A 24,482-nucleotide genomic window follows, 5' to 3' on the forward strand; every position below is an offset into this window, starting at 1 on the left:
CGGTGTGCACGATCAGGACATCGCAGGTGGACTTGCGAGCGGCGTCCGACGGAACCGAACCCAACAGACGCCCGGTCAACGAGTTGAGTCCGCGGTTGCCGACGACGAGCAGATCGCCCTTCACCTCGTCCACGAGCGCCAGCAGCGACTCGACGGGAGAACCGACGATCGCCTTCTCCTCGATGTTCTTCGCACCGGCCTTGGTGGCGTGCTCACGCGCAGTGCGCAGAATCTCTCGCGTCGGTGCCGATCCGGTGATCTGGTAGGCGTCCTCGCGCAATGCGTCGGCGGCTGCGGACGTGTCCTTCGGATCGGCCGGGTAGTACGCGCAAGCGATAACCAGGGTGGCATCGGCGTCTCCCGCCAGAGCCGCGGCCTTCTCCACTGCCCGCAGTGACGATTCGGAGCCATCGGTCCCGACGACGACGGTGCGGTAGGCGCTCATTCATTCCTCCATTTGTCGGTCACACACAGATGTGACACTTCTGGTCGAACTCGATTGGTGCAAGTCACAGGACCGAATGACGTGGTCCGGGGACTGATTCGCTGACATTAGCCGGAACCGGCCGATCGGCACGTGAAGTTGGGGAACAACACGATCCGCGCCACTCACATACATTGGTTTGCATGCCGATTCCCCGCCCGCCACTGTCGAGACGGGCCATGACTGTCGGTGCCGCTGTGATTGCAGTTCTAGCGGTAGCCGCTCTCGCATTCGTACTCCTCCCCCAGGATTCGAGCGCCGACACATCCACTCGCGATGCGCGCATCACGCTACCGGACGGCCCCGAGTCGACGGGGACCGTCGACATCGACGCACGGCTCTACGCCCCAGCTGCCACACCAGCGCCGACGGTGCTCCTCGCCCACGGTTTCGGCGGCAGCAAGGACTCGGTCGACGGTGAGGCACGCGACCTCGCAGCCCGCGGCTACACCGTTCTCGCCTACAGCGCGCGCGGGTTCGGCGACAGCACGGGTTCGATCTCGATCAACGACCCCGATCGCGAGGTCGCCGACGCTCGAGGACTCATCGACTGGCTTGCCGAACAACCGGAAGTGCAACTGGACGCTCCCGGCGACCCGCACATCGGCGTTGCGGGCGGCTCGTACGGCGGCGCGCTGGCACTGAGCGCGGGCGGCACCGATCCCCGCATCGATTCGATCGCCGCCGCGATCACCTGGAACGACCTGGGCCAGGCCCTGTTCCCCAACTACGGCGTCACCTCGAACGAGGGCCGAGAAGCCCTCCGCGACACGGTGACTCCCGCCGCGGCGGAGTACGGCGGACCCGGCGTGCTCAAGCGTGGCTGGGCCGGCGTGTTCTTCGGAGCGGGCTCCGCGAGCACACCGCCCGGCGACGGTGACGGCGGTGACAGTGTTGATGGCGGCACCGAAACATCGGGAACCGGTGAAGGCGCGTCCGCATGCGGCAGGTTCGCACCCGAGTTCTGCGACGCCTACGCCCAATCCGCGGTGACAGGAATCCCGAGCCAACAACTCCTCGATCTGCTGACCGCACACTCTCCTGTCGCGGTGGCGTCGAACATCACCGCACCGACTCTGCTGGTCCAGGGTACCCAGGACACATTGTTCGGCCTCGATCAGGCCGACGCAACAGCGCGTCAGATCGCGGCGGCCGGTGGGAACGTGACCGTGCGATGGTTCGACGGCGGCCACGACGCCGGCGGAACGGACGCCACGAGCGATCGAGCCATCGCCGACTTCTTCGACACCACGTTGCGCGAAGCCAACTCCGACACCGGTACGAACCCGTTCGTCTACTCGACTCAGCGGGCAGCCGACGAACGCGGCGGCGACCGCAACCGCCGGATGACCGCTCCCGACTACCCAGGACTGACGGCCGACTCCGACGCCACTCAGACCGAATCCGTCACGTTCACTCCCCAGGCCGAGAACCAGTCGATCATTCGTCCGCCCGGCGCGTCGCCGTCGGCGATCTCGTCGGTTCCCGGATTGGGCTCGGTGCTCTCGACTCTCGGATCGACCGGGGCCGGAGCAGCGCTGACCGCCGATCTGCCGGGCCAGTCGGCCACATTCAGCAGCGACCCCGTCGATTCCTCCGTGACGATCACCGGTGCACCTCGAGTGAACCTACGAGTGGCGTCATTGGCCTCACCGAATCAAGCCGTGCTGTTCGCGAAGCTCTACGACGTGGCACCGAACGGCACGAGAACGCTTCCCGGGGGCGCGGTCTCGGCCATCCGCCTACCCGACACCCAGGGCATCGATCCCGTCGACGTCACCGTTGCGTTGCCTGGCATCAGCTACATCGTGCAGCAGGGTCACCGCCTCGAACTGAGCATCTCCACCACCGATCAGGCGTACGCCGTTCCGCTGGAACCGGCCCAGTTCAGCGTGGCCATGACCGACAACACCATTGGGTTGCCCACCGTCCCCGCCGAGGAGAGCGCCAACAGCACCGTTCCGGTGGCACCGCTGGTCGGCATCGGGGTCGTTCTGCTCGCGGTCGCCGGCGCAATCGTGGCCGGAGTCGTACGGACCAGACGCCGGGCAGTCGCCGAAGTGGACGAGAGTCTGATCGACACTCCCCTGGTGATCACCGATCTGGCCAAGACGTACTCCAACGGCTTCCGCGCGGTCGACGGTGTGAGCTTCGAGGTGAAGCAGGGCCAGGTTCTGGGTCTCCTCGGGCCCAACGGTGCTGGAAAGACCACCACCCTGCGGATGCTGATGGGCCTGATCACTCCCACCGGCGGTGACATCCGCGTCTTCGGCCACAAGGTGACTCCAGGCGCGCCGGTGCTGTCCAGACTCGGCTCGTTCGTCGAGGGATCAGGATTCCTTCCTCACCTGACCGGAACTCAGAACCTACGGTTGTACTGGGAGGCCACCGGGCGGCCGATCGAAGACGCCCACCTGGAAGAGGCACTGGAGATCGCCGACCTCGGCACCGCAATCGAACGCAAGGTCAAGTCGTACAGCCAGGGCATGCGGCAGCGGCTGGCCATCGCGCAGGCCATGCTGGGGCTGCCGGATCTGATGGTCCTGGACGAACCGACCAACGGACTCGACCCACCGCAGATCAGGACGATGCGCGACGTGCTGATCAACTACGCGAAGACAGGCCGAACGGTGTTGGTATCGAGCCACCTGCTCGCCGAGGTCGAACAGACCTGTACCCATGTGGTCGTCATGAATCGCGGATCGGTGATCAGTTCCGGCACCGTCCGCGAACTGACCGCAGCGGGCGGGCAAACGGAGATCAGGGTCGATGACGCCACCCGCGCGCGATCGGTGCTCGACGCCTCCGGCCACGACGGCGCGGTGATCGTCGACGACGGAACGGTGACCGTCGACCTGACCGACGCCGACTCCGCCGTCGTGATCAGAGAACTCGTCACCGGAGGGGTCTCGGTGCGCGGATTCTCGCAATCGACTCGGCTCGAAGACGTGTTCCTCGACCTCGTCCACCGAGACACCCCAGGGTCCGACACCAGCAAGGATCGCTCATGAGAACCGCACACGCAGACGGGCGCGCTGCCGGTTACACCGGCGGCAGCACCTTGCCCTTTCGTACCGAGTTGCGCAGGCAGCTGGGTCGCCGTCGCACTCAGTTGGCTATCGGTTTTCTAGCCCTGCTCCCGGTGATTCTCGCGATCGCCTTCACCGTCGGCAGCTCGAGTGACGACGCGGACGCCGGTGGACTGATCGAACTCGGTACCCGCGGAGGCATGAACTTCACGGTCTTCGCACTGTTCATGTCGGTGGGGTTCCTGCTGATCGTCGTGGTGGCGCTGTTCTTCGGCGACTCGGTGGCTAGCGAGGCCTCGTGGTCCAGTCTGAGATACCTGCTGGCCATTCCCGTGCCCCGTAGCCGACTGCTCACGCAGAAAGCACTGGTATCCGCCACGCTGTCCAGCGTGGCGATCGTCGTGCTCGTCGGAGTGTCGCTGCTGATCGGCACCGTGCTGTACGGCGCAGAGTCGCTCATCACGCCACTGGGTGAGGGACTGTCGTACGGAACCTCACTGGTGCGGTTGTTGATCGCAGTTGCCTACATCGGCATCAACCTGCTGTGGGTAGCCGGCCTGGCGATGCTGCTGTCGGTGCTGACCGACGCCCCGCTCGGGGCCGTCGGCGGCGCGGTGATGACGTCGATTCTGATGCAGATTCTCGATCAGATCACCGCACTGGGATCACTCCGCAACTACTTACCCGGGCACTACGCCAATTCGTGGATCGATGCCTTCGGAACGAATATCGACTGGAACGACATGGTGGTGGGATCGTTCTCCGCCATCACGTACGCGGCTGTGTTCGGGTTGATCGCGTGGCGACGTTTCGCCACCAAGGACATCACCAGCTGAGGCGGCCTACTTCTTCTTGATCGCGGGGCCGAAGACGCCCTCGGGAATAACGCCTTGGCCGACGATCGACTCACGCCACGGTGTCGCCAGCGAGACCAGCCGAGCGGCCCCGTCCTCGCCGAGGGCGGCCCACGGCGCAACCGCGAGGTCGTTGGTGATGTCCTCGACCAACGTGCGGAGATCTTTCCCGTCCTGAGTCAGGGCACCGTCGGACGAGAGCAGCTCTCGGTCGGCCAGAGACGCGACCGCGCCGTCCCACTGTTCGGTCGACCATCCGCGACGCTTGCGCGCGAACTCCTTCTCGAAGCCGTAGCCGGTGGCGGTATGGGTGATCAGCGCTTCGAGACCGCTCAGGCCCGCAGTCTGCAGCGCCGCAATGTGACCGTCGCCGCGGTACTCGCGAATCAGGGTCAGGGCGTGCCACAGCACCAGATGCGGCGCAGTGGGCCAGTCCAGCTCGGCATATGCGGCGAACAAAGGTCGACCGTCGTCGCCGGGGATCCCATGGGCTGCGATCGATGCCAGATCGGCAGCCTCGGACATGTCCGCGGACGTCAGAACCTCGGGGCCGAGCAGTCGACCGAAGGCAGCGTCGAGAGTCTCGTACCGGATGGCCATGATCTCGTCGGGTGACGCGATGTCCCAGGCGGCCGGGATGAGCGGTGCCACCTGTTCACGGTTGAAGTTGTAGAACGTGGCGGTGACGACACCTGCGCCGACCCGTCCCAGAGGCGCTGCACGCCCCGCGAAATAACAGGCACGCGGCGGCAACCCCGCCGCCACCAAGGCGTCCTGCGTCTCCGGAAGGAAATAGGTCATCGAGTGAATCAGTTCGAGCGCGCGCGAGGTGCGGCCGGCGGTGGTTGCGTCCATCGCTGAACCGTATCGCGTCTCCCGCCTGCCCTATTTGAGCCCGGCCGCGTCCATTCCTCGCAGTTCCTTCTTCAGATCTTGAATTTCGTCCCGTAACCGCCCTGCGAGCTCGAATTTCAGTTCGCGGGCAGCGTTCATCATCTGGTCGGTCATGTTCTTGATCAGATCGGCCAGCTCCGCGCGCGGCATCGACGACACGTCTTGCCCCTCGTAGACGCCGGAGCTGACGGACCGCCCTGCTTCGCCCTGCGCGCGTCGCCCTCGGCTGGCGTTGCGACCGGACCCACCGATCTCTACGACGTTGTCGGTGTCCTCGGCTTCCTGATACACCTGATCGAGGATGTCGGCGATCTTCTTGCGCAACGGCTGTGGATCTACACCCCGCTCCTTGTTGTACGCGATCTGCTTCTCGCGCCGACGTTCGGTCTCCTCGATCGCGTACGTCATCGAATCCGTCATCTTGTCCGCGTACATGTGCACTTCGCCGGACACATTTCGGGCGGCACGGCCGATTGTCTGGATGAGGCTGGTACCGCTGCGTAGGAAGCCTTCCTTGTCGGCGTCGAGAATCGCGACGAGCGACACTTCCGGAAGGTCGAGGCCCTCACGCAGCAGGTTGATGCCCACCAGTACGTCGTACTCGCCGAGTCGAAGTTGCCGGAGCAGCTCCACTCGGCGCAGGGTGTCGATGTCGGAGTGCAGGTAGCGCACGCGAATGCCCAGTTCGAGAAGGTAGTCGGTGAGATCCTCCGACATCTTTTTGGTCAGAGTGGTCACCAACACGCGCTCGTCCTTCTCCGCGCGTTCCCGAATCTGATGCACCAGATCGTCGATCTGGCCCTTGGTCGGCTTGATGACCACCTGGGGATCGACAAGTCCGGTGGGCCTGATGACCTGCTCGACGAATTCCCCCCCGGTCTGGCCCAGCTCGTACTTTCCCGGGGTGGCGGAGAGATAGACCGTCTGACCGATCCGCTTGGTGAACTCTTCCCACGTCAGCGGACGGTTGTCGGTCGCCGACGGGAGGCGGAACCCGAAATCGACCAGGTTTCGCTTGCGCGACATGTCGCCCTCGTACATCGCTCCGATCTGCGGCACGGTGACGTGCGACTCGTCGATGACGAGCAGGAAGTCCTCGGGAAAGTAGTCGATCAACGTTGCCGGTGCTGTGCCGGCCCCGCGGCCGTCGATGTGGCGCGAGTAGTTCTCGATTCCCGAGCAGAACCCGACCTGCTTGATCATCTCCAGGTCGTATTGCGTCCGCATCCGCAACCGTTGCGCCTCGAGCAGCTTCCCTTTGCCCTCCAACTCGGCCAGACGCGCTTCGAGTTCGGCTTCGATGTCCTTGACGGCTCGTTCCATCCGCTCCGGACCGGCAACATAGTGAGTGGCCGGGAAGATGCGTACGGAATCGACCTGCCGGACGATGTCCCCGGTCAGCGGGTGCAAATAGTAGAGCGCCTCGATCTCGTCGCCGAAGAACTCGATACGAATCGCCAGTTCCTCGTACGACGGAATGATCTCGACGGTGTCACCGCGAACCCGGAACGATCCGCGGGTGAACGCCATGTCGTTGCGGGTGTACTGCACGTCCACCAGCAGCCGCAGCAGTGCATCACGCTGGACTTCGACATTGACTTCGAGCTCGATCGACCGGTCGACGTACGACTGCGGAGTTCCGAGGCCGTAGATGCAGGACACCGAGGCCACCACCACCACGTCGCGTCGTGAGAGCAGAGATGCAGTGGCCGAGTGCCGCAGCCGCTCGACATCGTCGTTGATCGACGAGTCCTTCTCGATGTAGGTATCGGTCTGAGCGATGTACGCCTCGGGCTGGTAGTAGTCGTAGTACGAGACGAAGTACTCGACTGCATTGTTGGGCAACATGTCTCGCAACTCGTTCGCCAACTGCGCAGCCAGTGTCTTGTTCGGCGCCATCACCAGGGTGGGACGCTGCAGCTTCTCGATCAGCCAGGCCGTGGTGGCCGATTTGCCGGTACCCGTGGCACCGAGAAGCACAACGTCCTTCTCGTCCGCCTTGATCCGCCGTTCGAGCTCGGCGATAGCGGTCGGCTGATCACCGGCCGGTACGTGTTCGCTGACGACCTCGAACGCCGGTCCGGTGCGTTCGATCGCGCCCACCGGACGATGTTCGGAGTGCGCGACAACGGGATGTTCGGATGCAAACGCCATTACACAAGCCTAGACGCGACCACCGACAAGTTCCGTCGGACAGACCCCTGAGGTCGGTTCCCGGTAGCTTCTACAGGCATGGTCGCTCACACGTCAGCCGGTGCGCACACCGTCGTCCATGCCCCCAAGCACGAGACGTTCGACCTCGTTGCCAAAACCAACGTGGACCCCAAAGGATTCGTGCGCGTGGTGGACGAGTATCGCGTCGAGCCGTGGGGCCTGTACATGGCCCGACCCTCGGACCATGCCCACTTCGACTACCTGGAGTCCTGGCTCCTGCCTGCTCTCGGGCTCCGCGCCTCGGTGTTCCACTACCTACCCGCGCACGCACGCGACCAGGACTACTACGTCGACATCGGCGAGTACACGGCCGGCACTACCGAGTGGACCTCCGTCGACCATTATCTGGACCTCAGTGTCCGCACCGGCCGCGATTACGACCTGCTCGACGTCGACGAGTTGTTCGACGCACGGGTGGCGCAGCACCTGGACACCCCGACCGCCGAGCTCGCTCTGTCCAGGTCGATCGCGGCCATCGAAGGGCTGACGCGGCACGATTACGACCTGAACGCCTGGCTCGCGTCCGTCGGTATGCCGACGGAGTGGAACGGCAAACCATCCTGATTTGGATACCGTCCGGTTCATGCCGTCCAGTTCGTCTGCTCCGCCCACTGCCACGCCCGACGGTAGGCAACGTCGAACCACGGTGCCTTGGCGTTCTCGTACGCTTCGATCGCAGCACGATAATCCGTGATCCCTGCGGCCGTCTCCGAGGCGCGTCGCTTGATGCCCGAGTACTCGGTCGCAACAGACGAGTCCTCCCGCAGCCAGTCACGGAACAACAGAGCGAACGTCTGGTTCGGCCAACCGTCGACGCGAATGTGCACGTTGGCCGGTCGCCCGGGATCGGCGTTTCCGTGAAAGCGCTTGCCCCACACCGCCGGGTCGGCCTCACCGCCCATTCCGTATGCAGGCTTCGGATCGTCGAAATTACTGGTCTCGACTCCGGGGAACCCGGCAAGACGCAGCCGATCGCCGACCGCGTCCGCATCGTCGAGAGAACGCACCGTGATTTGAATATCGATGACGTCCTTGGCGTCGAGACCGGGCACGGCGGTGGATCCCACATGGTCGATTCGGACGGCTTCCTCCGAACAGGCAAGAGCCAGGCGGCCGATGATTCGGCGAGCCTGCAACTCCCATGACGGGTCTGCCGTCACCTGTTCCGGATGCGTGCGGGCAACGATGCCCTCTCTGATGTTGCGCTCGAAGGGAATCAGGCGCTCGTTCCACAGGAGCCGAACCTGCTCGTCGACGCTGCCGGGCGCACCGGTGTTGTCGATCCATACGTCTGCTGCGGCTCGGCGTGCGTCATCGCTTGCCTGCGCGGCGATTCGCGCACGGGCGTCGGCCTCGGGCATGTTCCGTTGCCCGGTGAGCCGGCGTACTCGTTCTTCGGCGTCGACCCAGACGACCACGACAAGGTGGAAGAACGGACCCATCGAGCCTTCGACGAGCAGCGGAATATCCTGCACCACAATGGCATCCGAGGCCGCACCGTCGATGATCTCGGCAGTACGCTTACCGACCAGCGGGTGGACGATGCCGTTGAGCTTCTTGCGGGATTCCTCGTTCCCGAACGCCACGGCCGCCAACGCCGGACGGTTCAACGAACCGTCGGGGGCGAGAATGTCTGCTCCGAAGGTATCCGTCAGTTGTTGCAGCCCAGGAGTTCCCGGTTCCACGACTTCGCGGGCGAGCACATCGGAGTCGACGAGAACTCCACCCAGCTCGGTCAGCACCTTGGCCACGGTCGATTTTCCGGCACCTATTCCGCCGGTCAGTCCCAGTCTCAGCATGCACCCAGTCTGACACTCGAACACGCCGAAGCACACCAGCCCCAAATGCACCGGTTTCGGAGGTCTGTCGGTTATCTTCGACCAAGCGCGACCTCTATGTGCCGACCCACTGCTATTGAAAAGGACACCCATGCGAAGCAATCAGATCCAACCGGGTCGGCACCGCCTTGGCATGGATGCAGGCGTACATTGCGTTCTCATTCCGGAAGTTGCCTCGGCGTTGGCCGACCACCGGCGTAACTGGTTCACCAATCTCCTCACCCCCGCCCGCCACAGCTTCGCCAGCATGCGCAAGCGCACGGAGAGCGTCGGTCAGTGGAGTCCAGCCACCGCCGCGTAGTTCGCACTTCCCCCTCACACATGGGCCCGGTTCATCGGAACCGGGTCCATTGTCGTCTCGCGAGCCGAACGTGTCCGCCCGACTGCATTCGAACGAGAAAGCCCCGGCTCTCACGAAGAGAACCGGGGCTGCGGTCACACCCTCACGGGTGGACAACTTCTATCAGGCGTTGCCGGACAGCTTCTCGCGAAGTGCAGCAAGCTGCGCATCGCTGGCCAGCGATCCACCGGTCGAGGCCGGAGCCGACGCTGCGGGAGCATCGCCTTCTGCATCGGCGGGGGCCTGACCCGACTCGGAGGAGTAGTTGGTGTTGGCGGCTTCGGCAGCTTCGTCCTTGGCCGTCTTCTCCATCTGAGCGGTGTGCATCTTGTGGCGACGCTCTGCCTCGGCGTAGCGACCTTCCCACTCTTCACGCTGCTTCTCGTAGCCTTCGAGCCATTCGTTGGTCTCGGAGTCGAAGCCCTCGGGGAAGATGTAGTTGCCACCCTCGTCGTACGAGTCGGCCATGCCGTACTTGGACGGATCGAACTCTTCTGCGTAGTCCTCGTTGGCCTGCTTGAGGCTCAACGAAATCCGGCGACGCTCGAGATCGATGTCGATGACCTTGACGAGAGCGTCGTCGCCGACACCCACGACCTGGTCCGGAACCTCCACGTGGCGCTCGGCCAGCTCGGAGATGTGCACGAGGCCCTCGATGCCCTCTTCGACGCGCACGAATGCACCGAAGGGAACCAGCTTGGTGACCTTGCCGGGCACGATCTGGCCGATCGCGTGGGTGCGAGCGAACTGGCGCCACGGATCTTCCTGAGTTGCCTTGAGCGAGAGAGACACACGCTCGCGGTCCAGGTCGACGTCGAGAACCTCGACGGTGACCTCGGTGCCGACCTCGACGACCTCGGACGGGTGATCGATGTGCTTCCAGGACAGCTCGGAGACGTGCACCAGGCCGTCGACGCCACCCAGGTCCACGAAGGCACCGAAGTTGACGATGGAGGACACGACGCCCTTGCGGACCTGGCCCTTCTGGAGCTGGTGCAGGAATTCGCTGCGGACCTCGGACTGGGTCTGCTCGAGCCATGCACGGCGCGACAGGACCACATTGTTGCGGTTCTTGTCGAGCTCGATGATCTTGGCCTCGATCTCCTTGCCGACGTACGGCTGGAGGTCGCGGACACGACGCATCTCGACGAGCGAGGCAGGCAGGAAGCCGCGGAGACCGATATCCAGGATGAGTCCACCCTTGACGACCTCGATGACGGTGCCCTTGACGGCCTCGTCCTTCTCCTTGAGCTCCTCGATCGTGCCCCAAGCGCGCTCGTATTGAGCTCGCTTCTTGGACAGGATCAGGCGGCCTTCCTTGTCCTCCTTGGTGAGGACGAGTGCTTCGATCTCATCTCCCACGGAGACGACCTCATTGGGGTCGACGTCGTGCTTGATGGAGAGCTCGCGAGAAGGGATGACGCCTTCGGTCTTGTAACCGATGTCGAGTAGAACCTCGTCGCGATCGACCTTGACGATGGTGCCTTCGACGATGTCACCATCGTTGAAGTACTTGATCGTCGCGTCGATGGCTGCGAGAAAATCCTCTGCGGAGCCGATATCGTTTACGGCCACCTGCGGTGAGGTTGTGGTTGAGGGCATGTGTTGAGTTGCTCCGGACGGGTTGGGTATCGGTTGATGGATGTTCGGTCGGACTTGTAGAACATGTGCAGCACGAGAGTCGACGGCGATATTCCTGCCGCCTCCGCGAACGCCGAGGACAGGCGGACCCGACCTGAGCGCAGCATGAACACACTCGCGGTGATCAGGGTACGCGATGCCGCAGTACCAGCACAAACCCGGTTAGAGTCGGCGTGTGAGCGATCTTCCTGTGCCGTCGTCCACCCCCGGCCGCGGCCGTGTCGATTCGGTCGCGAGCGATCGCGCCAGCAGACTCTGGTGGGACTCCGACGCCGACAACTACCACCGTACGCACGGCGCGTTTCTCGGTGTGTCGACCGACACCGGTGAATTCGTCTGGTGCCCGGAGGGACTGCACGAGGGTGATGTGCACCTGTTGGGCGACGTCGCAGGCAAAGACGTCCTCGAAGTGGGCTGCGGCAGTGCACCGTGCGCACGCTGGCTCGGTGCTCAGGGTGCCCGTGCGGTCGGTCTCGACATCTCGATGGGCATGTTGCAGCGAGGCGTCGACGCCATGGCCGCGGGCGGTTCGACGGTTCCGCTGGTCCAGGCCAGTGCCGAATCGTTGCCGTTCGGCGACGAACGATTCGACATCGTCTGCTCGGCCTTCGGCGCGGTTCCGTTCGTCGCGGACTCCGCCAACGTCATGACGGAAGTCGCGCGAGTGCTTCGACCGGGCGGCATCTGGGTGTTCGCCGTCAATCACCCGATGCGCTGGGTATTCCCCGACGATCCAGGGGTCGGCGGGCTGACCGCGACGATTCCGTACTTCGACCGGACCCCGTACGTCGAATACGACGCCGACGGAATTCCGAACTACGTCGAGCATCACCGCACGATCGGAGACCGAGTGCGTGAACTGGTCGCCGCCGGCCTCGAGGTGCGTGACATCGTCGAGCCGGATTGGCCGGAGTGGTTGGACCGGGAATGGGGGCAGTGGAGCCCGCTGCGCGGCCAGCTGTTTCCCGGCACCGCGATCTTCAGTAGTCGAAAACCGCGGTGAGTCCGTAGTCGATCAGCGCCGGTGCACCCTGGCTTCGACGGTCTCGGTGAAGGCGCTGGTCGACGCCTGCCCGCCGAGGTCTGCTGTCGCGACCCCGGATTCGACGGTGTCGTCCACGGCGTGCCGAATCCGGCCGGCTGCGGCGGCGAGCCGTTCGTCCCCGTGCCGACCGGCGAGCCACTCGAGCAGCATCGCGGCCGACAGGAACAGCGCCGTCGGGTTGGCGCGATTCTTGCCTGCGATATCCGGGGCGGATCCATGGGAGGCCTGCGCCATGGCCCGGGTACGCGAAGAGTTGATCGACGGTGCCGTACCGAGTGACCCGGACAGCTCTCCGGTCAGGTCGGAGAGGATGTCCCCGAACATGTTCTCGGCCACGATGACGTCGTAGTCCTCACCGCGTCGAACCAGATGCGCCGCGAGGGCGTCCACGTGCTCTTCGGTGACGTCTACCTGCGGAAACTCGTCGCCGACGGACCGGCAGGCATCGCGAAACAACCCCGTCGTCATCGACAGCACGTTGGTCTTGTGCACGATCGTGACTTTCCTCCGCCGCCGGTCTGCGAGCGAGAAGGCCTCGCGAGCGATGCGTTCGCACGCCGGACGGGTGAACACCCCCACCGCGAGTGCCACGTCGGGAGTCGGCATGAATTCTCCGCTGCCGACGAACATGTTGCGATCGGCGTAGAACCCCTCGGTGTTCTCCCGGACCACGATCAAGTCCATGTTCGGCGACATGGCCCGCACGCCGGCAAGGGCTTTCGCAGGCCGGATGTTCGCGAACAGGTCGAAATCCTTCCGAATCCGCCCGCCCGGGGTCAGCTGCGAACGAAACGGCTCCGGGTACGAGGCGCTGTCGTGGGGCCCCAGGATCCAGCACTCGAGCTCGCCCAGTTCCTGCAGTGTGCGCGCGGGTATCGGCGTGCCGTGCTCGTCGATGGCATCGCGCCCCAGAGGGAGGTGCACCCAGTCGACGGCCGGTCCACCGACAGCCGCCAATGCCGCGTCGACCACCCGGATCGTCGCAGGCACGATCTCGTGACCGATTCCGTCGCCGGTCATTGCTCCGATTCGTAGCGCCGTTTCATTCCGGCCGTTCGTCTGCGACATCATGACCCTATGGTGCAGTCTGCAGAACTCGTCCTCGACTCCGCCCTCGATGCTGCGGTTCGCCGCGAGTGGGCGGCACTGTCGGATGCCGGCCTCCCCAGCCAGAACAAGCACCGCGGTGAATCGAACCGACCGCACATCACGATCGCAGTGGCAGCATCGATGCCAGACGCGGTGGACGACGGCGCAGCGATTCGTTTCGACCCGCTCGATGTGCGACTCGGGGGCCTCGTCGTATTCGGCGGCCGGAGCGCAACCCTGGCACGTCTGGTCGTGCCGAGCGTCGAACTACTCGGCCTACACGCCAGGGTGCACGCCGCAGTGGGCTCGGCATCGTTCGACAATGTCGACACCAGACGCTGGACGCCGCACGTGACACTCGCCCGGCGGTTGACACCCGCGGAGGCAGGAGCCGCCGTGCAGTTGCTGTCGAACAGCATCGAGGACCTGATGGGGTCTGCCGTGGCCCTACGTCGCTGGGACGGCGAGGCCAAGCGCGAGTGGCGAATCGGCTGACCGCAGCATCAGAAGGTGTAGTCCCCGAACTGGGTCACCTCCGAATGAGTGTCGGGAGCGAAGCCTGCGATCACGAGGGCATCGATGGCCAAGAAGGACAGCACAACTACCAATACAATTGTCATGCTCCTAGCGTCCTACCAGCAGAGAGTCCCCACGAGTGGCAGTAACGCCATATATACACGACTTTCTGCCATACTGGTCGCATGCTGAAACGGGTGGTCGTTGCGTTGATGCCGTTGACCGAACAGTTCGAGCTGGGCGTCGCGTGCGAGGTGTTCGGTTTCGATCGCTCGGACGAGGGTCTACCGACCTACGACTTCTCAATGATCGCCGGAGTACCCGAACCGATCCGTACACGCTTCGGCTACACCATCGGCGTGCCTCACGATCTCGATCGACTCGACGATGCCGATCTGATCATCATTCCGGCCGGTGGCACCGAAGCCGCCGAAGACGGGACCTACGTCTGCGGAGTCGGATACAACTCGTCCATCGAGCCACTCCTGGCGAAGCTTCGTGCGGCCGTCGACCGAGGTGCCATGGTCGCCAGCCTGTGCAACGGCGCCTTCGTACTCGGCAGGGCTGGGCTGCTCGACGGCAGACGATGCACCACGCACTGGCGACACTCCGCCTTGCTCGCTGCGGAATACCCTCTCGCACAGGTCGATCCGAACGTTCTCTACGTCGACGACGGCAACGTGCTCACCAGTGCGGGCACCGCAGCGGGAATCGATCTGTGTCTGCACATCGTGCGGAAGTGCCAGGGCAGCCTCGTGGCCAACGGAATCGCCCGCCGAATGGTCGTCCCGCCACACCGAGACGGCGGCCAGGCCCAATTCGTCACCAGTCCCCTACCCGCCACGCACACCGAGACATTGGCACCACTGCTGGACTGGATGACCGAGAACCTCGACTCAGAACTGACCATCGGCCGACTTGCCGCGCGGGTGAACATGTCGGCAAGAACCTTCGCCCGCAAGTTCGCGGCCGAAACCGGAACGACGCCTGCGCGGTGGCTCAACGATCAACGCGTGTTGGCAGCACAACAATTGCTGGAGAACTCCGACCTTCCGATGGATTCGATCGCCGAGGTGGTCGGCTTCGGAAACGCCGCCGCCCTGAGGCAGCATTTCGTGAGATTGCGATGCACCACCCCGAACTCGTACCGCCGGACGTTCCGCGCTGCACCCCAGCCCGCCTGACGGCTGAGCCCGGGGGCAGCCGGGAAGATTCCGGCGCGTACCTGCGTTGACACACAGCAGAAGCGCAATCAATCGAAAGGGACCGCGTGGCCACTCAGACTTTGACTCAGCAGAACTTCGACGACATCGTCACCAACAACGACGTGGTGTTGGTCGATTTCTGGGCCTCCTGGTGCGGACCGTGCCGCCAGTTCGCTCCGACATTCGAGAAGTCCTCGGACGCACACCCCGACGTCGTGCATGCCAAGGTCGACACCGAGGCCGAGCAGGGTCTTGCTGCGGCAGCGCAGATCCAGTCGATCCCGACCATCATGGCGTTCCGCGAGGGAATTCTCGTCTACGCACAGCCCGGTGCATTGCCTGCGCCGGCGCTCGAAGACCTCGTCGGACAGATCAAGGCACTCGATATGGACGTAGTGCGCCAGCAGATCGCCGAGCAGGCTCCCGCCGCGGAGTAGCTCGTCACACAGCACGACGCGAAGGGCCGCTCACCGGGTTCGGTGAGCGGCCCTTCGTTGTGCCACGGGTTGATTCAGTGAGCTGCGGCATCCCAGCTTCGGCCGGTACCGACCGACACTTCGAGCGGCACCGAGAGTTCGATCGCCGACGACATCTTGTTCCGCACCAGAGCCTCGACCTCCTCGCGCTCGGAGTCGACGACCTCGAGCACCAGTTCGTCGTGCACCTGCAGCAACATGCGCGACTTCAGGGTCGACTCGGCGAGTGAGCGGTGCACATCGATCATCGCAACCTTGATGATGTCGGCGGCGGTGCCCTGGATGGGGGCGTTGAGTGCGGCGCGCTCGGCTACCTCGCGACGCTGACGGTTGTCGCTGTTGAGATCCGGCAGGTACCGGCGCCTGCCGTACAGGGTCGAGGTGTACCCCACCTTGCGCGCTTCCTCGACGGCGTTGCGCAGGTAGTCGCGGACGCCACCGAATCGCGCGAAGTACGCCTCCATCTGCTGCTTCGCCTCCTCGGTGGAGATCTTGAGCTGCGCGGCGAGGCCGAATGCGCTGAGCCCGTAGGCCAGTCCGTAGGACATCGCCTTCACTCGACGACGCAGTTCGGGGGTGACCTCGTCGATCGGTACCCCGAACGCGCGGGAACCGACGAAGCTGTGGAGGTCTTCACCGGTGTTGAACGCCTCGATCAGACCCTCGTCTCCGGACACGTGCGCCATGATGCGCATCTCGATCTGGCTGTAGTCGGCAGTGAGCAGGGTGTCGTAACCCGCCCCGACGACGAAGCCGTCCCGGATGTGGCGTCCTGCCTCGTTGCGCACCGGGATGTTCTGCAGGTTGGGTTCGGTGGACGACAACCGCCCGGTGGCCGCAACGGTCTGGTTGAACGTGGTGTGGATGCGTCCGTCGTCAGCGACGGATTTGAGTAGGCCGTCGACCGTCACCTTCATGCGTGTCGCGTCTCGGTAGTCGAGCAAGAACTTCAGGAACGGATGCTCGGTCTTCTCGAACAACCCCTGCAGCGCATCGGCATCGGTGGTGTAACCGGTCTTCGTCTTCTTGGTCTTGGGCATGTCGAGTTCCTCGAACAGCACCACCTGCAACTGCTTCGGTGACCCGAGGTTGATCTGCTTGTCGATCACGCCGTACGCAGAGTTCGCGGCCTCGTCGACCTGCGCGGCGAAACCGGACTGCAGCGAGCGAAGGTGGTCGCTGTCGACGGCGATTCCGGTCGCTTCGACGTCAGCCAAGACCGTCAGCAGCGGCAGCTCCATCTCGGAGAGCAACGTGGTCGATTCGATGGCAGCGAGTTCGGCGTCCAGCGCCTCGGCCAGGTCGATGACGGCCCGTGCCTTGAGGATCTCGCCCTCCGCGAATGCCGCATCAGCGGTGTCCTCGGAATCGAGAAGCGACATCTGGCCTTCACCTGCGTCCTCGACGCGGAGCTCTCGCTTGAGATAGCGCAGCGACAGGTCGTCGAGATTGAACGACCGCTGACCTGGCCGCACGAGATACGCGGCGAGCGCAGTGTCGGTGGTCAACCCCGCGAGGATCCAGCCACGCCCCCGCACCGCGTGCAAAGCCCACTTGGCCTCGTGCAGAGCCTTGGGTTGCGCCGAATCTGCGAGCCAAGCAGCGAGTGCGCGCTCGTCGGATTCGTCGAGGGCCGTCGTCGTGACGAACGCGCCTTCACCGTCGGCCGCAGCGATCGCCACCGACGTTGCATCGCTGTCGAAAGGCCTTCGCGGTCCCAGCACGGAGAGACCACTGCGTCGACCGTCGGACGCATGCTCGTCCAACCACGCCGCCAACTCACCCGGAGCGACGATGCCGCCGCGGACATCGAAGCCTTCCTCGGCTTCCGGCTCGACAGAAGCCAGAGTCTCGAACAGTCGGTCCCGCAGAATGCGGAATTCCAGATCGTCGAACAGCGCGTGGATCTTCTCGCGGTCCCACGGGGCGAGTTCGAGCTGATCGGGGGTGTACGGCAACGGCACATCACGCACCATCTCGGTGAGCTCACGGTTGAGCACCACACTCGACAGGTTGGCGCGCAGCGCATCGCCGACTTTCCCTTTGACCTTGTCCACGTTGTCGACAAGCGCGGTGAGCGAACCGTATTCGATGATCCACTTGGTCGCGGTCTTCTCCCCGACTCCCGGAATGCCGGGGAGGTTGTCGCTCGGATCTCCGCGAAGGGCAGCGAAGTCCGGATACTGCGCAGGCGTCAACCCGTATTTGCCGGCCACCTCCTCGGGAGTGAACCGGGTCAGGTCCGAGACGCCCTTGCGTGGGTACAGGACCGTCACGTTGTCGGTGACCAACTGCAGAGCGTCCCGGTCTCCGGTGACCACGAGCACGCGATAGCCCAGCGCCTCTGCCTGCGTCACCAGAGTGGCGATGATGTCGTCCGCCTCGAATCCGGCCTCTGCCATCACGGGAATACCCATGGCTCCGAGAACATCCTTGGTGATGTCGACCTGCCCGGCGAACTCGTCGGGGGTCTTGCTGCGGTTGGCCTTGTACTCGGGGAACCGCTCGGCGCGGAAGGTCTGCCGAGAGACATCGAACGCCGCCGCGATATGTGTCGGTTTCTCATCCCGCAGCAGATTGATCAACATCGAGGTGAACCCGTAGACGGCATTGGTGGACTGACCGCTGGTGGTCTTGAAGTTGTCCGCAGGCAACGCGAAGAAGGCCCGGAACGCCATCGAGTGGCCGTCGATGAGCAGCAGCGTGGGCCGCTCCCCGCCCGCTTTCGCATCGGTCTCGACTGCCGGCGCTGCACTTTTCTCCGTTACTGGGCTCACGGTTGACCAGTCTAGGGAGCCGGTCCGACAACCTGTAGCCGGATGCACGAGCCACGACGCGATCGCACTCACGGCGGCCATCGTGCACCGCGAAACACAACCGATACTTTCCGGAAATCTCAGTCGCCGATTTTGCGTCGTTTCAACGGATAGAGTCCGACAATTGCAGTGAATCCCCAACCCGTGACTCAACGACAACCGTCCGGAGGACGTGCGTGGCTCCAAATGTTCGATGGACCAGAAAGGTGCAACCGCCGAGGTTGCGCGCAAGATCTGCCGTTCGGCTCCTACAGCGAACACTCCTACTCGCCGTTCTGAGCTCGATCGCCGCGCTGCTGTTCAGTGCGCCGGCATTGGCCCAGGAACCTACGCCCACTCCCCCGGCCGCGCCGGGGACCAGTGCCGAGCAGGCACCGCCCGCAGACGCCGTCAGCGTCGCGGGATCTCTCAACAACGGCGGAGAACGCCTCGAAGGCGTCGATGTCGCAGCGCTCGACGCGAGCGGCGCCGAAGTCGCTCGAACCACCAGCGAAACCGGTGGCCGGTGGACGCTCGAATTGTCCCCCGGGACATACACATTCCAGGTAGTGGAGGAAACGCTTCCCGACGGGGTGAGCGTCCAGGCAGAAGTCCAGCGCGACGTTCAGGCCGGGCGTTCCAACACCGTCATCTTCTCGTTCGGTGAAGCCCGAACTGCCACCAGCATTCCGTTCTACGAGAAGTTCGTCCGCACCACAGTCGACGGTTTCCGCTTCGGCCTGGTCATCGCTCTGGCAGCGGTTGGGCTGAGCCTGATCTTCGGCACCACCGGCCTCACCAACTTCGCGCACGGCGAACTCGTCACTCTCGGGGCGGTCGCGGCGTGGTTCTTCAACGTGAGCCTCGGAATACAACTCATTCCGGCAACGGTGCTGGCCATCATCGTCGGAGTCGCGATCGGCTGGCTCAACAATGCCTTGATCTGGCGACCGCTGCGCAAGCGTCGAACCGGCCTGATCGCACAGCTCGTGGTGACGATCGGACTTGCGATCGCATTGCGCTACCTCATCCTCATCTTCTTCTCGGATCGCTCCGAGCCGTTCGACGACTACCAGGCCCAGACCGAGAACGACTGGGGCCCGTTGTCGATCACCAACGTCAACCTCGCGTGCATCGTCATCAGCGTCGTCGTACTGGTCGGCGTTGCACTGATGTTGCAGCGCACCAAGATCGGTAAGGCCATGCGAGCGGTGGCCGACAACCGTGACCTCGCCGCATCCTCGGGCATCAACGTCGAGCGCGTGGTCACGTTCGTCTGGTGCCTCGGTGGCGGCTTGGCCGCACTCGGTGGCGTGCTGTTCGGGCTCTCCGAACTCGGCGGACGCGTCCAGTGGGAGATGGGATTCAAGCTCCTGCTGCTGATGTTCGCCGGCATCACGCTCGGCGGACTGGGAACGGCATACGGAGCCTTCCTCGGTTGCGTCATCGTGGGTCTGCTCGTGCAGTGGTCGACACTGGTCATCAATCCCGATCTCAAATACATCGGAGGGTTGCTCGTCTTGATTCTCATCCTCGTCGTCCGACCACAGGGCATCCTCGGCTCGCGACAAAGGATCGGGTGACCACCACATGGATATCATCGGCGCACTTCAGATCTCACTCGCTCAGCTGGTCGGCCCGTCGGCCATCTTCTACGCTCTGCTCGCCATCGGCCTGAACCTCCACTTCGGCTACGCCGGCCTGCTCAACTTCGGCCAGATCGGCTTCGCTCTTCTCGGCGGTTACGGCGTCGGCATCACCACGATCACCTACGAGCAGCCTTTGTGGCTCGGCATTCTGGTCGGTCTGGCCGCGGCGGGGTTGTTGGCTCTCGTTCTCGGTATTCCCACTCTGCGACTGCGAGCCGACTATCTCGCGATCGTCACCATCGCGGCCTCGGAAATTCTGCGCTTGGTGTTCCGTTCGACGGCAACGGATTCGGTGACCAAGTCGACCAACGGCATCACCGGCTTCGCCGGTCCGTTCACCAGTATGAGCCCGTTCGAGGGCGGCAAGTCGTACAGCTTCCTCGGCGTTCGCTTCCTGGGCAACGACCTGTGGGCCATGCTCGTCGGCTGGACACTGGTGCTGCTCCTGTGCGGAGTGATCTACCTCCTGACGCACAGCCCATGGGGACGCGTCCTCAAGGCCGTCCGTGAGGACGAGGACGCGGCCCGCTCACTGGGCAAGAACGTCTTCGTCTACAAGATGCAGGCACTGGTTCTCGGTGGCGTCATCGGCGGTATGGGCGGTGTGTTCAACGCGCTGCAGACCCAGTCCATCAACCCCGATTTCTACTCGACCGCGCAGACGTTCTTCGCCTTCGGCGCACTGATTCTCGGTGGGGCGGCAACAGTGTTCGGCCCGGTACTGGGCGCGATGCTCTTCTGGTTCCTGCTGTCCATTCCCGATGCGATTCTGCGGCAGTTGATCTCGGGCGACGACCCGGTGCTCAACCTCACCGGTGCCCAGGTCGGTGCCACGCGATTCGTGCTCCTGGGAATCCTGATCGCCGTGTTGATGGTGTTCAGACCTCAGGGCATTCTCGGCAACAAGCGAGAGGTTCAACTCAATGCCTGACCTGAGTAAGGATGCTGCTGCACCGGCCGCACCGAGCAAGAAAGCCAGCACACTCGAATCACGCGCTGCCCAGGCGTTGTCGAGCGATCAACGCGCGTCGCTGTTCGCCGGTGTGCCCAACGAACCCGGGGCGCCGAAACCCGACGCCACCATGGTGGTCGACGGAGTCTCCCGTACCTTCGGCGGGCTCAAAGCCGTCGACGTGGCGCACCTCGAGATTCAGCGGGGCTGCATCACCGGCCTGATCGGTCCGAACGGTGCGGGCAAGACCACACTGTTCAACCTGCTCACCGGATTCGATCGCCCCGACACCGGGACCTGGTCGATGGATGGCCAGGAGCTCGGCCGGATGCACCCGCACCAGGTGGCCCGCAAGGGAGTGGTCCGCACGTTCCAGTTGACCAAGGCGCTGTCGAAACTGACTGTGCTGGACAATGTTCGGCTGGGCGCAACGGGTCAGCGCGGCGAGCGCATGATCAACACGTTCATGCCGTGGACGTGGAAGGCCCAGGAGCGTCAGATCACCGAACGCGCCTACGAATTGCTGGGGCGCTTCAAACTCGACGCCAAGGCCGACGACCTGGCCGGCTCGCTGTCGGGCGGTCAGCGCAAACTGCTGGAGATGGCACGTGCACTGATGACCGATCCGTCGGTGGTCATGCTCGACGAGCCGATGGCCGGGGTCAATCCCGCTCTGACGCAATCACTTCTGGGGCACATCAAGTCGCTGCGTGACGACGGTATGACCGTGGTGTTCGTCGAACACGACATGGACGTCATCCGCGACATCAGCGATTGGGTGGTGGTGATGGCTCAGGGCAGCATCATCGCCGAGTCCACGCCTGAGGAACTCTCCAACAACGGTGCAGTCGTCGACGCCTACCTCGGCAGCCACCACGATCAGGCTCTCGAGTTCGACGCCGACGGCAATCCGGTCGGAGCGACCGCCGAACTGGCGGAGGCACTGAAACAGGCCGAGAAGGAAGAACTCGAAGCGGGAGGCGATCTTTCGGAACCGGAGTTCGTCAGCCCAGCGACGCCCGGCGTCGCCGAGGGCGGCTCGCACCGGGCCAAGGAGGACAACTGATGAGCGAACAGACATTGACGCCGGCGGAATTCGCCGCCACACCCGAGGAGCACGCTCGCCTGGCCGAGGGTGCATTGTTGCGCGCCGACGGCTTGGTGGCCGGGTACATCCCCGGTGTCAACATTCTCAGCGAATGCAACTTCTTCCTCAACGACGGCGAGATCGTCGGCATCATCGGGCCCAACGGGGCCGGTAAGTCGACGTTGCTCAAAACGCTCTTCGGGCTCGTTGCCGTCCGTGAGGGCAGCGTGAAGCTACGCGGGGACAACATCACCTCTGCCGAGGCGCACGTGCTGGTCACGAAAGGCGTCGGATACGTTCCACAGACCCAGAACGTGTTTCCGTCACTGACCATCGAAGAGAACCTCGAAATGGGAATCTACCTGCGTCCCAAGAAGTTCAACGAGCGTTTCGAGTTCGTCAGTGAGTTGTTCCCCCTGCTCGGAGAGCGCAAGAAGGTCAAGGCAGGCGCACTGTCCGGTGGCGAGCGACAGATGGTCGCCATGGGACGTGCACTGATGATGGAGCCGTCGGTTCTGCTGCTCGACGAACCGTCGGCCGGACTGTCGCCGATGTTCCAGGACGAGGTGTTCATCCGCTGCAAGAAGATCAACGCGGCGGGCGTCTCGATCATCATGGTCGAGCAGAACGCCCGTCGCTGCCTCCAGATCTGCGACCGCGGTTACGTTCTCGATCAGGGCCGCAACGCGTACACCGATACCGGGCCGGCGTTGATGAACGACCCGAAGGTGATCGAGTTGTATCTCGGCACACTGGCGGGTAGCAAAGAGAAGAAGACGTAGACCTTCTTCGACGACGAAGCCCCGGTTCGACTGGATGTCGAACCGGGGCTTCGTCTTTGTACAAATATCGGCCGGTGCGCACACAACACTGGGCCCGAGTCCTGATCGAGGACTCGGGCCCAGTGCGTGTGTGGCAGTTACAGATCACTCACCGACGACGATGTATCCGTCCGTCGTCAGCGTGTTGTCCGGCCCGAAGACCAGGTTGCCGTACGAACCCGTGGCGGGCTCACCTGCGTCGCTGAAGTTCAGCGCACCGGTGATTCCGTCGTAGTCGATATCGGTTCCGGCCTTGACGAGCGGAAGGCACTCGGCGAAGCTGGTGCACTTTGTGCCGTCCTTGGTGACGCTGTTGATGTTGGCAGCAATATCGGTGCCTGCCGTCGACTTCGCCTGCTCGGCAGCGAGTGCCGAGATGACAACCGCGTCGTAGGACTCACCGGCGTAGTTGAAGTCCACCAGTGCCGGGTTCACGGCCTTGAGGCGGTCCTGGAATGCAGTGCCGACATCCGTCAGTGGGGTGGTGCCGCGCATCGTGTCCAACAGCCCTGCTGCTACCGACTCACCCAGGGCGTTACCCATGTTGCCGTCGACGCCGTAGACCAACGTGCCGTCGGACGGTCCGATGCCGATCTCGTGCATGCGGGTGATGATCTTCGCGGACTCTTCGAAGCCGATGATGGCGACGGCATCCGGGTTGAAGTTCTTCACGCCGTCGACCTCGGCGTTGAACGACTGTGCGTTCGGGTCGTAGATGGTCGTCTGAATCTGGTCTGCCGCGATGCCGGCCTCTTCGAGGTTGTCCGCGGTGTTCTGGGCCAAACCCGTGCCGTACGGGTCGTTGAGAGCGAGGATGGCGACGCGCTGTGCGCCGTCCTCGGCGATCAGCTGCGAGAGTGCCTGTGCCTGCAGTACGTCGGTGGGAGCGGTGCGGAAGTACTGTCCCTTGTCCGGGTAGCAGACGAACTGGTCCGAGGTGTTGGCGGGCGAGAATTCCACGACGCCTGCGCTGGCGATCTTGTCGATGACCTTGAGGGACACCGAGGACGATGCTGCACCGACGATGACGTTCGCGCCGCCGGCGAGCAGGCGGTCGACCGTGGTGTTGGCGGTATCGGTCGTCGTATCGCCGGAGTCACCGGGGATGAGGGTGACGGGCTGATCGAGGACGCCACCTGCGCCGTTGACGTCGTTGACGGCCAACTGAACGCCGGCAACCTCGGGCGGGCCGAGGAAGGCCAGGGTTCCGGTCTCGGGGAGAAGGGTTCCCACCACCAGAGGCGACGTATCGGGGGTTGCCCCGGCGGTGGCCTGCTCGGGCGTGCAGTCGGTGGAGACGGTCGTTTCCGCGGCTGCACTGCCGCCGCTGGCACTGGTGGTATCGGTCGAGCCGGAGTCGTCGCTCGACGAACAGCCGAACAGTGCGAGCGAGGTGACGCTCAGCACCGCAGCTGTGCGGACATAGGTCCGAATTGCCATCTAGGTTCTCCTTGAAATTGCTCGTCGTTGAAGCGCACCTGAGTTACATGTGGCTCACGTGTGGATCAGACGCTAATGCTCGGAGTCGATTCGCAAGGCCTAGAACGACGCTC

20 protein-coding genes are annotated in these 24,482 nt (G+C 63.9%); 12 read left to right on the forward strand and 8 right to left on the reverse strand.

All coding sequences use genetic code 11. The features are described 5' to 3' along the window. On the reverse strand, window positions 1-445 hold a 445-nt coding region (locus AC5WEY_RS23185), incomplete at its 3' end, for a universal stress protein (protein WP_495647718.1). A gap of 182 nt (window positions 446-627) precedes the next feature. Here AC5WEY_RS23185 and AC5WEY_RS23190 point away from each other — a divergent pair. After that, entirely contained in the window at window positions 628-3,495 is a 2,868-nt protein-coding gene (locus AC5WEY_RS23190) for an alpha/beta fold hydrolase (protein ID WP_495647719.1), read from the forward strand. Continuing rightward, window positions 3,492-4,349, forward strand: coding sequence for an ABC transporter permease (locus tag AC5WEY_RS23195; RefSeq protein WP_495647720.1), 858 nt, complete (start codon window positions 3,492-3,494; stop codon window positions 4,347-4,349). The genes AC5WEY_RS23190 and AC5WEY_RS23195 overlap by 4 nt, the downstream gene beginning before the upstream one ends. 6 nt (window positions 4,350-4,355) lie before the next feature. On the opposite strand, the gene AC5WEY_RS23200 is transcribed toward AC5WEY_RS23195, so the two are convergent. Both AC5WEY_RS23200 and uvrB read right to left on the reverse strand, forming a co-directional pair. Then, entirely contained in the window at window positions 4,356-5,222 is an 867-nt protein-coding gene (locus AC5WEY_RS23200) for an SCO6745 family protein (RefSeq protein WP_495647721.1), read from the reverse strand. 30 nt (window positions 5,223-5,252) lie between these two features. Further along, window positions 5,253-7,415 (reverse strand): excinuclease ABC subunit UvrB, encoded by a 2,163-nt coding sequence (gene uvrB / locus AC5WEY_RS23205; RefSeq protein WP_057476196.1) that lies wholly within the window; start codon window positions 7,413-7,415, stop codon window positions 5,253-5,255. A 78-nt stretch (window positions 7,416-7,493) separates the two neighbouring features. Here uvrB and AC5WEY_RS23210 point away from each other — a divergent pair, with 78 nt between their 5' ends. Next, a complete protein-coding gene (locus tag AC5WEY_RS23210) occupies window positions 7,494-8,039 on the forward strand; it encodes a ribonuclease FAU-1 family protein (RefSeq protein WP_495647722.1) in 546 nt (181 codons plus the stop codon). 17 nt (window positions 8,040-8,056) lie between these two features. On the opposite strand, the gene coaE is transcribed toward AC5WEY_RS23210, so the two are convergent. After that, entirely contained in the window at window positions 8,057-9,274 is a 1,218-nt protein-coding gene (coaE, locus tag AC5WEY_RS23215) for a dephospho-CoA kinase (protein ID WP_495647723.1), read from the reverse strand. Between the two features lie 130 nt (window positions 9,275-9,404). Between coaE and AC5WEY_RS23220 the strand changes: the two genes are divergently transcribed. Then, entirely contained in the window at window positions 9,405-9,614 is a 210-nt protein-coding gene (locus tag AC5WEY_RS23220; protein ID WP_032378969.1) for a hypothetical protein, read from the forward strand. Window positions 9,615-9,776: 162 nt separating this feature from the next. Here the strand turns inward: AC5WEY_RS23220 and rpsA are convergent, their stop codons facing one another. Continuing rightward, on the reverse strand, window positions 9,777-11,255 hold the full coding sequence (gene rpsA / locus AC5WEY_RS23225; protein WP_027497255.1) for a 30S ribosomal protein S1: 1,479 nt from the start codon (window positions 11,253-11,255) through the stop codon (window positions 9,777-9,779). Window positions 11,256-11,469: 214 nt separating this feature from the next. Between rpsA and AC5WEY_RS23230 the strand changes: the two genes are divergently transcribed. Then, window positions 11,470-12,297 (forward strand): class I SAM-dependent methyltransferase, encoded by an 828-nt coding sequence (locus tag AC5WEY_RS23230; RefSeq protein ID WP_495647724.1) that lies wholly within the window; start codon window positions 11,470-11,472, stop codon window positions 12,295-12,297. Between the two features lie 12 nt (window positions 12,298-12,309). Here the strand turns inward: AC5WEY_RS23230 and AC5WEY_RS23235 are convergent, their stop codons facing one another. Continuing rightward, window positions 12,310-13,407 (reverse strand): isocitrate/isopropylmalate dehydrogenase family protein, encoded by a 1,098-nt coding sequence (locus tag AC5WEY_RS23235; protein WP_495647805.1) that lies wholly within the window; start codon window positions 13,405-13,407, stop codon window positions 12,310-12,312. Between the two features lie 9 nt (window positions 13,408-13,416). Between AC5WEY_RS23235 and AC5WEY_RS23240 the strand changes: the two genes are divergently transcribed. The 3 genes from AC5WEY_RS23240 to trxA all read left to right on the forward strand — a co-directional run bounded on the left by AC5WEY_RS23240 (window position 13,417) and on the right by trxA (window position 15,586). Beyond that, a complete protein-coding gene (locus tag AC5WEY_RS23240) occupies window positions 13,417-13,923 on the forward strand; it encodes a 2'-5' RNA ligase family protein (protein ID WP_495647725.1) in 507 nt (168 codons plus the stop codon). 206 nt (window positions 13,924-14,129) lie between these two features. Further along, window positions 14,130-15,128: a GlxA family transcriptional regulator gene (locus tag AC5WEY_RS23245; RefSeq protein ID WP_495647726.1), complete on the forward strand. Its 999-nt coding sequence runs from the start codon at window positions 14,130-14,132 to the stop codon at window positions 15,126-15,128. Between the two features lie 86 nt (window positions 15,129-15,214). Continuing rightward, window positions 15,215-15,586 (forward strand): thioredoxin, encoded by a 372-nt coding sequence (gene trxA / locus AC5WEY_RS23250; RefSeq protein ID WP_222095764.1) that lies wholly within the window; start codon window positions 15,215-15,217, stop codon window positions 15,584-15,586. A gap of 74 nt (window positions 15,587-15,660) precedes the next feature. Here trxA and polA read toward each other — a convergent pair whose 3' ends face one another. Then, the gene (gene polA / locus AC5WEY_RS23255) at window positions 15,661-18,402 is read right to left on the reverse strand and encodes a DNA polymerase I (RefSeq protein ID WP_495647727.1); all 2,742 of its coding nucleotides are present in this window, start codon (window positions 18,400-18,402) and stop codon (window positions 15,661-15,663) included. A 260-nt stretch (window positions 18,403-18,662) separates the two neighbouring features. Here polA and AC5WEY_RS23260 point away from each other — a divergent pair, with 260 nt between their 5' ends. Genes AC5WEY_RS23260 through AC5WEY_RS23275 form a run of 4 tightly spaced genes read left to right on the forward strand, consistent with a single transcriptional unit; the run spans window position 18,663 to window position 22,890 of the window. Next, window positions 18,663-20,003 carry a branched-chain amino acid ABC transporter permease gene (locus AC5WEY_RS23260; RefSeq protein ID WP_057476257.1) on the forward strand — a complete coding sequence of 447 codons (1,341 nt, stop codon included), beginning with the start codon at window positions 18,663-18,665 and terminating at the stop codon, window positions 20,001-20,003. 7 nt (window positions 20,004-20,010) lie between these two features. Continuing rightward, entirely contained in the window at window positions 20,011-21,000 is a 990-nt protein-coding gene (locus AC5WEY_RS23265) for a branched-chain amino acid ABC transporter permease (RefSeq protein WP_032404006.1), read from the forward strand. Further along, window positions 20,993-22,087: an ABC transporter ATP-binding protein gene (locus tag AC5WEY_RS23270; RefSeq protein ID WP_495647728.1), complete on the forward strand. Its 1,095-nt coding sequence runs from the start codon at window positions 20,993-20,995 to the stop codon at window positions 22,085-22,087. The genes AC5WEY_RS23265 and AC5WEY_RS23270 overlap by 8 nt, the downstream gene beginning before the upstream one ends. Then, window positions 22,087-22,890 carry an ABC transporter ATP-binding protein gene (locus AC5WEY_RS23275; protein ID WP_057476189.1) on the forward strand — a complete coding sequence of 268 codons (804 nt, stop codon included), beginning with the start codon at window positions 22,087-22,089 and terminating at the stop codon, window positions 22,888-22,890. Before AC5WEY_RS23270 ends, AC5WEY_RS23275 begins: the two co-directional genes overlap by 1 nt. 144 nt (window positions 22,891-23,034) lie before the next feature. On the opposite strand, the gene AC5WEY_RS23280 is transcribed toward AC5WEY_RS23275, so the two are convergent. Next, window positions 23,035-24,369: an ABC transporter substrate-binding protein gene (locus tag AC5WEY_RS23280; RefSeq protein ID WP_495647729.1), complete on the reverse strand. Its 1,335-nt coding sequence runs from the start codon at window positions 24,367-24,369 to the stop codon at window positions 23,035-23,037. Window positions 24,370-24,482 lie beyond the last annotated feature (113 nt).

This window comes from Rhodococcoides sp. S146-33, from assembly GCF_059489205.1.